This is a genomic window from Nocardia sp. NPDC049707, from assembly GCF_040674855.1.
Classification (GTDB): domain Bacteria; phylum Actinomycetota; class Actinomycetes; order Mycobacteriales; family Mycobacteriaceae; genus Nocardia.
In genome coordinates this window covers 1-10,810 of the sequence record NZ_JBFANN010000090.1, presented here as the reverse complement: position 1 = coordinate 10,810, position 10,810 = coordinate 1, and the positions used below count along the sequence as shown (strand labels likewise).

3 protein-coding genes are annotated in these 10,810 nt (G+C 67.7%); all 3 read right to left on the bottom strand.

Annotation, left to right across the window (positions count from 1 at the left end):
• Positions 1 to 113: 113 nt before the first annotated feature.
• A complete protein-coding gene (locus AB0J29_RS36400) occupies positions 114 to 1,475 on the bottom strand; it encodes a WS/DGAT domain-containing protein (RefSeq protein WP_364795719.1) in 1,362 nt (453 codons plus the stop codon).
• 145 nt (positions 1,476 to 1,620) lie between these two features.
• A complete protein-coding gene (locus AB0J29_RS36395) occupies positions 1,621 to 2,550 on the bottom strand; it encodes an aldo/keto reductase (protein ID WP_364795717.1) in 930 nt (309 codons plus the stop codon).
• 10 nt (positions 2,551 to 2,560) lie between these two features.
• Positions 2,561 to 10,810 carry an amino acid adenylation domain-containing protein gene (locus tag AB0J29_RS36390; RefSeq protein ID WP_364795715.1) on the bottom strand — a complete coding sequence of 2,750 codons (8,250 nt, stop codon included), beginning with the start codon at positions 10,808 to 10,810 and terminating at the stop codon, positions 2,561 to 2,563.

Sequence of the window (10,810 nt, the reverse complement as noted above, 5' to 3'; positions counted from 1 at the left end):
CTACTGCGCCGGTTCCCGACCCTGCACCTCGCCGTACCGATCGACGAGGTGCCCTGGAAGAGCGGTCTGCTGGTGCGCGGACCGCTGGCCCTGCCGGTGGCCTGGTAACAGCGTTACCGCGGGTCACCGAGGGCAGCCGTAACTTCCTGACACGACTCCCGCAGGATGTCGCAGTAGTCGTCGAGATCCGGGACGATATCGGGATCACATGCCACGGATACGGTGAAGCTGTCGCCCGCGCCGACGAACGAATGCGCCAATCCGATTTCCGGATATACCGGTGGCAGCATGCCCGCGCAGCGAAATGGCTTGCCCGACAGTGACCATTCGGTGGTCGGCTCGCATCGGATGCTGGTCAGGATGGTGTGTGCGTAGGCCGGGGTGTCCGGATCTGCGGGCGCGAGCGTACCGAATCGCGTTCGGTAGGTGCGGCTGGGCAGCAGGTCGATGAGCGCGAGTCGATTGAGTTCCCGGCGCGCCGACGGCGAATGCTTGCGCACCCGAAGTGTGCTGTCGATCGCGCGCGCACGAGCGGCGAGATCGGGTTCCGTCGCAGCCAGCGCGACCGCGTCGGCGCCGACGTAATTGACACCCATCACCGGCGCGTCAGGCACCGCGACGGTCACCAGTACCGCGAGATCGTCGGGACACGACCCTTCCCGCTTTTCGAGATAGCGCTGCATCGCACGGGATATCGCCGTCAGCCCGACGGCCGTCACCGTGATTCCCGGTACACGGACAACGCTCAGTTCCAATGGAATCGTCCGCATGGCACGTCCCGGGCCGATCCGGCGATTGAGCCGGGTGGCGGCGACCGGTGGCACTTTCGGCCCGCCGTCATCGTTTTCGCGGGCGATCCGGCGCATCTCACGCCGGACACGGACGTTGAAACGCAGCGCCTGCAACGGCCAGCGCAGTGCACCGGCGACAGCGGCGAGCGCCGGGCGCGGGCGTTGCGTCGCGGGACCTTGCCCCTCGATGCGCAACGGCACCGAGGCGAACAACGCCTCCGACAGCGATGTCATGGCGGGACCCGCCATCAGCGCATGGCTGATATGCATCAGCACAACGGTGCCTACGCCGCTCGTCGTCGCGATACCGGTCACGTTCGGAAATACGTGCAGCTGCCAGGCACTGACGCGAGCATCCAGCGGCCGCGCCAGAATGCGCCCGATCTCATCCTGGCACTGCACCCAATCCCATTGCGCCGCATCATGAGTGATGATGTGGGTGTCGATCGGACTGTCGTCGATCACCCAGAACGGGTGCCCGAGCCCGCCAGGCACCTCCTGGATCCGACGCCGCAGCGGTTCGAGCAGTTCGGCCCGCGGACCGAAGTGGTCGGCGATATCGGCGGCGGTCAGCGGTGTGTCGCCGTTGTCGAATACCCACCACATCGGCCAGTCGGTAACCCGGCCCGAGCGGGACAAGTAGTAATAGGCGGCGTCATTGGCCACCATCTGTGCTTCATACATCTTGCTGCTCTCGTCGATCCGATTGCCGCACTACGCCATCCGGCATGGGCCGGCATGTCCGCCGGAATCCACATCACCGGGTGTCGGCGCGACCGATCCAACTCCCGGGCCCCCGGCCGCATCGCCGGGGACCCAGAGCGCTTCCTCAGCCGCGGGACACTTTCGGCAGCAGGGAACGCCAACCGCGGGCACCACCCGACGCCGGGGTGCTCACCGCGGACAGGGCGGCGAATTCGTCGTCGGTGAGGGTGATGGTGGCGGCGGCGGTGTTCTCCTCGAGATGCGCCACGCTGGAGGTGCCGGGAATGGGCAGGATGACCGGCGAGCGGCGCAGCAGCCAGGCGAGCGCGAGTTGGGACGGGCTGGCGTCCGCGCGCACCAGGGCGTCCAGCGGACCACCCGGACGGGCGAGATCGCCGGTGGCCATGGGGAACCACGGGATAAAGGCGATGTTGTTCGCCTCGGCGTAATCGAGCAGGTCCTCGGCACTGCGGTTGGCGAGGTTGTACTGGTTCTGAACCGAGACGATATCGACGATCTTGCGGGCCTTCTCGAGCTGCCCGACGGTCACCTCGGACAGGCCGATATGGCGGATCTTGCCCTCTTGCTGCAGCGCTGCGAGCTCACCGAGTTGATCGGCGAGCGGCACCTGCGGGTCGATCCGGTGCAGCTGAAAGAGATCGATGCGCTCGACGCCCAGATGACGCAGGCTCAATTCCAGCTGCTGGCGCAGATATTCGGGGCGCCCGTTGGGGACCCACTCACCGGGACGGGGCCGGGCCAGCCCGGCTTTGGTCGCGATGACCAGGTCGTCGGGGTACGGGTGCAGGGCCTGGCGGATGAGTGTTTCGGCGACGAACGGACCGTAGGAGTCGGCGGTATCGATGAGGGTGATACCGAGTTCGACGGCGCGGCGCAGGACGCGCACGGCCTCGTCCGGATCCTTCGGGTCGCCCCACACACCGGGACCGGGCAGCTGCATTGTGCCGTAGCCCAGGCGCTGGACCGGTAGGTCACCACCGAGGGCGAAGGTGCCCGAAGCGGCGGCGGGACGGGGCTGGGCGTCGGCGGTCATACTTTCCTCTCTACAGCTGAACGTCACTCGGGGCGGGGAAGAAACCCGCATCCATGAAGGATCGCACATAGGCATCCAACGCCTCGGCATCGACCGGCGGGCAATGGATTCCATACTGCGCCAATTCGATTCGGGTGTTGATGTCGTCGACGGCGGCCGCGGGCCCGCCGTAGTTGCCACTGACCAAGGCGGCGCGCACCAGCGAATCGTCGCCGGTCGCATCGCGCGCCGCCGCTTCCTCGGCCAGTTTTGTCGCGATCTCCTCGATCGATGCGATCTCGACCGGAATCCCGTGCCGGCGCAGCGCTTCGAAGATATCCCCGATCGCCACCGGCAGGGTGTTCACCAGGTGATACGCCGCACCGACCGGCGGCTGATCCGCCAGCGCGACGATCGCGCCCACCACATAATTCACCGGCACCAACGACATGGTTGCGTCGCCGATCTCCGGGGCGAGTCCGAGAATGGCGGCCGCCCGGATCATGTTCCAGAACGAGTCGTCGACGCTGTTCACCCCGACTCGCGGATCACCGCATACGGTTCCGGGACGGTAGATGCTCACCGGCACCCCGCGGGCACCGGCCTGGCGGATCAGTTGCTCGGCCACCCACTTACTCGCCACATAACCGTTCGTGGATACCTCGTCGACACGCAGTTGCATATCCTCGCGGCCGATGAAATCCGGTGCCGGCGCGTTCGGAATCACGGCGTTGACCGTGGAGACGAAGTGCACCGGCTTGATCCGACCGGTTGTCGCCAGCCGCAACACCTCACGCGTGCCCGACACATTGGCGGCCCGCAATCGCGCGTAGGGCTCGATGTGATTGACCCGAGCACCGTTGTGGTAGATCGTGTCGATCTGCTCCGCGAGCCGGGCATAGTCGGCCTGGTCGAGTCCGAGTCCGGGTGCGGCCAGATCACCTGCGACAGCGACGATCCGCCCCTGATAGGCATCGTCCCAGATCCGGTACAGCTGCATGGCGTCGCGAATCCGCTTGTAGGCGCGCTCGCTATCGTCGCCGCGCACCAGGCACCAGACCGTCGCCCCGGTGCTGGACAGCAGTTCCCGGAGCAGATGTACGCCGACGAATCCGGTTGCGCCGGTGAGCAGTACGTCGCGCGGGGCCTCGGCCCGAGCCGGTGCGCGACCGGCACCATCGATCTCCGGTTCGAGTACCGCATCGGTGGTGATCGTCGCGACGTCGGTACCCGGTACCACGGCCATGGGCTCGTCCGGATTGTCGAGGCGGGTGGCCAGGCCGCGCACGGTGGGCGCGGTGAACAGCGCCGCCATCGGCACGTCGATACCGAGCCGGGCGGCCAGTGCGCGCTGCAAGGTGAAGGCGAGCAGCGAGGTACCGCCGAGATCGAAGAAATCGTCCTCGGCTCCGGCCCTGGCGATGCCGAGCACTTCGGCGAACACCTCGGCGACTGCGTGTTCGGTATCGGTCGCCGGCGCCACGTACTCGCGGGCGCGCAGGATCGGCCGCGGCAGCGCGGCCCGATCCAGTTTGCCGCTGCTGTTCACCGGGAAGGATTCGAGCACCATGATGGCCGAGGGCACCATATAGCCCGGAAGCACGTGTGACAGCGATTCGCGCAGAGTATCGGCCTCCAGCTCGGTTACCGGCACCACATAGGCGACCAACTGATCGCCGGTCTCCGATTTCGCCACCACGACGACCGCCTGGGCAACGGACGGATCCGCCAGGAGCGCGGCCTCGATCTCACCGAGCTCGACCCGGTGGCCACGGATCTTCGCCTGGAAGTCCGTGCGCCCCAGATATTCCAGTACCCCGTCGGCGCGGCGGCGCACGAGGTCACCGGTGCGGTACATCCGGGCACCGGGCGGGCCGTACGGATCGGCGACGAACCGATCCGAGGTCAGATCGGCACGGCCGAGGTAGCCGCGAGCCAACTGGTCTCCCGCCAAATACAATTCGCCGACGACACCGGCGGGCACCAGGTGCAGCCGGGAATCCAGGACGTAGGTGCGGGTGTTCCACAGCGCCACACCGATCGGCACCGTCAGACGGTCGTCGATGGTCGCGGGCCGATAGGTCACCGAGACCGCCGCCTCGGTGGGACCGTACAGGTTGTGCAGTCCAGCATCCGAGAGCGCGGCGAAATCGGCGACGGTGGTGGGCGGCAGGGCCTCACCGATGACGAAAACCGCACGCAGCGAAGCCAATTGCGACGCCTGGGCGGCGGCCAGGAAGACCTGGAGCACCGACGGAACGAAATCGGTGACCGTCACCTGGTGGGTCGCGATCAGCTCGGCGATATAGCCCGGATCACGCTGCCCATGCGGTGCGGCGAGCACCAGCCGCGCGCCGACCCACAGCGGGGCGAAGTAACCCCACAGCGATACATCGAAGGTCGTCGCCGTCTTCTGCAGGTAGACATCTTCGGGACCGAACCCGTATTCCGCCACCATCCATTCGATCTGGTTGGTGATCGCGCCGTGCGCGACCATGACGCCCTTCGGCCGACCGGTCGAACCGGAGGTGAACAGCACATACGCCGGATGATCGGCGCGCAGCGGCGCACGCAGCTCGCTGGAAGCGACCGGTGCGCCGGAGTATTCCGACAGCTCGAGGGCGTCGATATCGAGCACGGGAACTCCCGTGACGGGTACCGAATTGCCGTTGGTCGTCAGCACGCAGACCGGCTCGGCCGTCGCCACCATGTATCCGATCCGGTCGGCCGGATGGTCGAGATCCAGCGGCAGATACGCGCCGCCCGCGGTCAGCACCGCGTACATCGCGGCGACCAGCTGCGGTGAACGCGGTATCCCCAGCGCCACCACGGATTCGGGGCCGACGCCCTGCGCGATCAGATATCTGGCGAGCCGGTTGACGCGCTCATCGAATTCCCGATAGGTCCAGGCGATCTCGTCGTGGACGACGGCCACCGCATCCGGTGTCGTCGCCACGGCACGGCGATAGCCGGTCAGCAGGTAATCCGCCAATACCGGGTGCGCGGTGGCGGCCGCATCCGACAGCAGCTCGGCGCGTTCGGTCGCATCGGTCAGGTCGATCTCGCCCAGCACCACATCGGGATCGCCGGCGATGGCGGTGAGCAAGCGCGCGAACCGGTCCACAAAGACCTGCACGGTGGCGGGGTCGAACATATCGGCGGCGTAGGTGACCATACCGCCGATACCCAGCGGCGTGCCCGTCTCGTCGTAGACGTCGCCGATATACCAGTGCAGATCGAACTGCGATACCTCGACGCCGATATCCAGGCTCGCGACGGTCAGCCCCGGCAGTTCCAGTGCGACGCGATCCAGGTTCTGGAACGTCAGCCCCACCTGGTACAGCGGATGCCGCGCGGGCGAGCGCACCGGGTTCAGCACAGTGACCAGCCGCTCGAACGGCACGTCCGAATTCGCGAACGCCTGCAGATCGGTTTCCCGCTGGCGCGTGAGCAGTTCGCTGAAACTCGCGCCGCCGTCGTATCGGGTCCGGAACACCAGGGTATTGATGAACATGCCGATGAGGTCGTCGAGCGCGGCATCGCCGCGCCCGGCGGTCGGCGTACCGATGGCGATGTCGTTGGTCCCGGACAGCCGCGCCAGCAGTACGGCGAGTGCGGTGTGCACGACCATGTACACCGTCGCACCTCGAGCCCGCGCCACTTCGGCCAGCGCGCTATGGGTTTCGGCGTCGATCTGCACCGACACCTGGCCACCGGCGAAGGACCGCAGCAGTGGCCGCGGCCGGTCCGAGGGCAGATCGAGTTGTTCGGGCAATCCGGCCAGTTCCTGCTGCCAGTACCCGATCTGCTTGGCCACCAAGGATTCCGGATCGTCCTCGGCACCGAGCAGTTCGCGCTGCCAGATGCTGTAGTCGGCGTACTGCACCGGCAGCGGCGCCCAGTTCGGCGCCTGTCCGGCACAGCGTGCCACATACGCGGTCATCAGATCGCGGGCCAGCGGGCCGATCGACGAACCGTCGCCCGCGATGTGGTGCACGACCATCGCCAGCACATATTCGCGTCCATCCGCGCCCTCGCCGAGGTCGAACAGACTGACCCGGACCGGCACCTCGACGGTGAGATCGAAGACGGTCTTGGCCAACGCGGCCACCGCGGCCACCAACCCGGCCGGGTCGATGGTCTGGACCGGCATCGGCGGAATCGCCTGCGCCGGGGGCAGGATCACCTGCACCGGAGCGTCATCGATGGGCGGGTAGACCGTGCGCAGAATCTCGTGGCGGGTCACCAGATCCCCGATCGCCGCCCGCAGCGCCTGCACATCGATGGCACCACTCAAGCGCACCGCCATCGGCACGTTGTAGGCCACCGAGGCGGTGTCCAGGCGGTTGAGCAACCACATGCCCTGCTGCGCCGCCGACAACGGAATCCGCTCCGGTCGCGGACCGGCGATCAGCTCGGGACGGTCGCTCCCGGCCTCGTTGTCACTGAGCCTGGCCGCGAGCGCGGATACCGTCGACGCCTCGAACAGCAGGCGCACCGGAACCCGGGTATCGGATGCGGCGCCCAGCCGCGCCACGAGCCGGGTGGCGATCAGCGAGTTGCCGCCCAATTCGAAGAAATCGTCGTCGGCGCCGACCGGTGTCGCGGGCGCGAGCAATTCGGTGAACACGCTCGCCACCAGCTCTTCCCATCGCCCGGACGGCGCACGGTAGGCCCTGGCGTGCAGCACCGGTGCGGGCAGGGCGGCCCGGTCGAGTTTGCCGACCGGGGTCAGCGGAATCTCGTCGAGCACCATGACGATGGTCGGCACCATATGCGCGGGCAGGCTGTTCGCGGCGAATGCGGTCAGCTCGTCGGCATCGGCCACCGCACCGGCGGCTGCATGCACGTAGGAGACGAGAATAGTTGCGCCGCTGGCAATTTCGTGTCCAACGGTGACCGCGAAGTCGACGGTTTCGTGCCCCGCGAGGACGGCGTCGATTTCGCCGAGTTCGATGCGGAAGCCGCGCACCTTGACCTGGAAGTCGTTGCGGCCCAGATATTCCACCGCACCGTCGACCGTCCGGCGGACCAGATCGCCGGTCCGGTACAGCCTGCCGCCGGCACGATCGAACGGATTCGCCACGAATCGGGCGGCGGTCAGCGCGGGGCGCTCGTGGTAGCCACGGGCCACCTGCGCACCGGTGATGTAGAGCTCGCCGACGGCGCGGTCCGGCACCGGCGACAGCCGCTCGTCCAGGACGTACTCGGTGATGGCGCGGATCGGCCCGCCGATGGTGACGGTCTCCCCGGGCACCAGCGGCGCGCTGATATTGGTCATGATCGTGGTCTCGGTCGGCCCGTACCCGTTGTAGAACTCGCGGGTACGCCGCCCGGCGATCGGAATCGTCCAGCGCCGCACCAACTCCGGCGGGCACGCCTCGCCACCGGCGATGACGACGCGGAGCTTGTCCAGGCCTGCCGGGTCGACCGAAGCCAGCGCCGCGGGCGTGATGAACGCATGCGTCACCCGCTCCCGGCGCAGCAGGGCGGCCAGTTCGTCACCGCCGTAGACCGACGGTGCGGCCACCACCATGGTCGCGGCACCACCGATGGCCAACAGCAGTTCCAGCACCGACGCGTCGAATGACGGCGAGGCGAAATGCAGTGTGCGCGAACTGCTCGTCACCCGGTAGCGCTCGCGCTGCTCATCGCAGAAACTCGACAAACCGGCCTGCGTGACGACCACGCCCTTGGGCTTACCGGTCGATCCGGATGTGTAGATGACATAGGCCGGATGCGCGGCGCGCAACGACCGCACCCGATCCGCATCTGTCACCGGATCGGCGCTGTAGTCGTCGAGCCGCCGATCGATATCTTCGGCATCGATGGTCAGCCACTGCACTTCGTCGGGCAGGTCGGCGCCGACGTCGGCCACCGTAAGTCCCAGTACCGCATGCGAATCCGCGATCATGTGCCGGACCCGCTCGGCCGGATAGTTGGGATCCACCGGGACGAATCCGGCACCGGTCTTGGCGATCGCCCACACCGCGAGCACGGACTCCGGCGAGCGCGGAATGCCGATCGCGACCAGATCCTCCGGGCCGATGCCACGGTCGATCAGCAGTCGAGCCAGCCTGCTCGAGCGCTCGTCGAGGTCGACGTACTCCCATTCGGCCAGCTTTGCCGCGGCGTCGGCGTAGACCACCGCGACACCGTCCGGATTATTGTCCACCGCATCGGCCAGCAGCTGCGGCAGCAACGTGACCTGTTCGGTCGGGCTCGGCGCGGCGGGCCGGACGGGCGCGGCGAGTGCCCGGTCCCGTTCCGCGTCGTCGAGGATGTCGATGGCACCGACGATCACCTGGGCATCGGCGGCGACCGCGGCGAGGATCCGCTCGAATCGCCGGGCGAGGCCCTGGATCGTGGCTTCCTCGAAAACATCTGTCGCATAGGCGAAGCCGATGACGAGTTCGTCCGGCGTGCCATCGGCGTGCTGCCGCGGCTCGACGATCACCTGCAGGTCGAATTTCGCGACGATCTCACCGGTATCGACGGCCGAGACCGTCAGGTCGGGCAACTCCAGTGTCGGCTGCGCGATGTTCTGGAACGACAGCATCACCTGGAACAGCGGATTGGCCGAGACTGCCCGCGCGGGCAGCACCTCCTCGACCACCCGTTCGAACGGTATCTCCGCATTGGCGAAGGCGGACAGGTCGGTTTCGCGGACCTGTTCGACAAATGCCGTGAACGCAGCGCCGCGATCGACATCGGTGCGCAGGGTCAGCGTATTGACGAACATGCCGACCAGATCGTCCAGTTCGGCGGAACCACGACCCGCGATCGGCGTGCCGATGGCGATATCCGAGCCGCCGGACAACCGCGCGAGCAGCACGGCCAGTGCGGCGTGTACGACCATGAACAGCGACGAATTGTGCTGGCGCGCAAGGTCGGCCAAACCGGTGTGGACCTGCGCGGATACGGCGATATCGGTCGAGCCGCCGCGCAGCGATGCCTGCGCCGGACGCGGCCGGTCCAGCGCCAGCCGCGCGGTTTCGCTCACCCCGGCCAGCTGTCGCCGCCAATACGCCAATTGCTGTGCGGCAATGGAGTTCTCGTCGTCCTCGGTGCCCATGACTTCGCGCTGCCAGAGCGCGAAATCCGCGTACTGCACCGGCAACGGAGCCCACCCCGGGGCGATCCCCGCGGTGCGCGCGAGATAAGCGGTCGCCAGATCCCGCGCCAGCGGTGCCAGCGAGACACCGTCCGCCGAAATATGATGCGTGACAAGGACGAGCAGATGTTCATCCCGGGCCGGATCGGAGAACAACCGGATGCGCACGGGCGGATGTTCGGTGACATCGAATCCGGCAGACAACAGTGCGGCGACCCGGTCCCGATCGGCGGTCGTTTCGACCTCCAGCCCGTTCGGCAGCGTTTCGGCCACGGACAGGATCTCCTGGCGCGGCAGCGCGTCCGGGCCGTCGACCGGGAACCGGGTGCGCAGCGCCTCGTGCCGCTCCAGCACATCCGCGACGGCGGCGCGCAGCGCGGGCACATCCAGGGTGCCCGCGAGCCGGATGGCGAAGGGCAGGTTGTAGGACGGGGATTCGGTATCGACCTGATTGAGCACCCACATCCGATGCTGAGCCAGCGACAGCGGGATGAACTCCGGCCGCACGGCCCGCGTCAACGGCGGCCGATCCACGTTCACGGCATCCGGCACGATGCGCATCGCCAGGTCGGCGACCACCGGTGCGTCGAACAGGGTGCGCACCGGCACCCGCGCGTTCAACGCCGCACTCAAGCGGGCCGCGACCTGGGTGGCGATCAGTGAGTTGCCGCCCAGCACGAAGAAGTCGTCATCGGCACCCACCCGGTCCACACCGAGCACCTCGGCGAAGACGCCGGCCACGATCTCCTCGAACGGGGTGGACGGCGCGCGGAATTCCCGGACGGCCAGGGTCGGGCGTGGCAGCGCCTTGCGGTCCAGCTTGCCGCTGGTGCCGAGCGGGAACTCGGCCAGCTCAACGATCGTGGCCGGAACCATGTAGGCGGGCAGCGTGCCGGCCAGCGCGGCACGCAGTGGCTCCGCCTCGAGCTGTGCGCCGGGCACCGGTACGGCGTAGGCCACCAGTTGGTCGCCGAGTTCCGTGGAGACCACCAGGACGGCCGCCTGGCTCACCGACGGCTGCGCCAGCAGCGCTGCCTCGATATCGCCGAGTTCGATGCGCTGTCCGCGCAGTTTCACCTGGAAGTCGGTGCGGCCGATGTACTCCAGGCGGGCCGGACGGATGCCGTCGGGCTCACGCCACACCACCAGGTCGCCGGTGCGGTACAT

Coding starts and splice junctions, on each gene's coding strand:
- AB0J29_RS36400 (WP_364795719.1), bottom strand. CDS start 1,475: ATGTATGAAGCACAGATGGTGGCCAATGACGCCGCCTATTACTACTTG.
- AB0J29_RS36395 (WP_364795717.1), bottom strand. CDS start 2,550: ATGACCGCCGACGCCCAGCCCCGTCCCGCCGCCGCTTCGGGCACCTTC.
- AB0J29_RS36390 (WP_364795715.1), bottom strand. CDS start 10,810: ATGTACCGCACCGGCGACCTGGTGGTGTGGCGTGAGCCCGACGGCATC.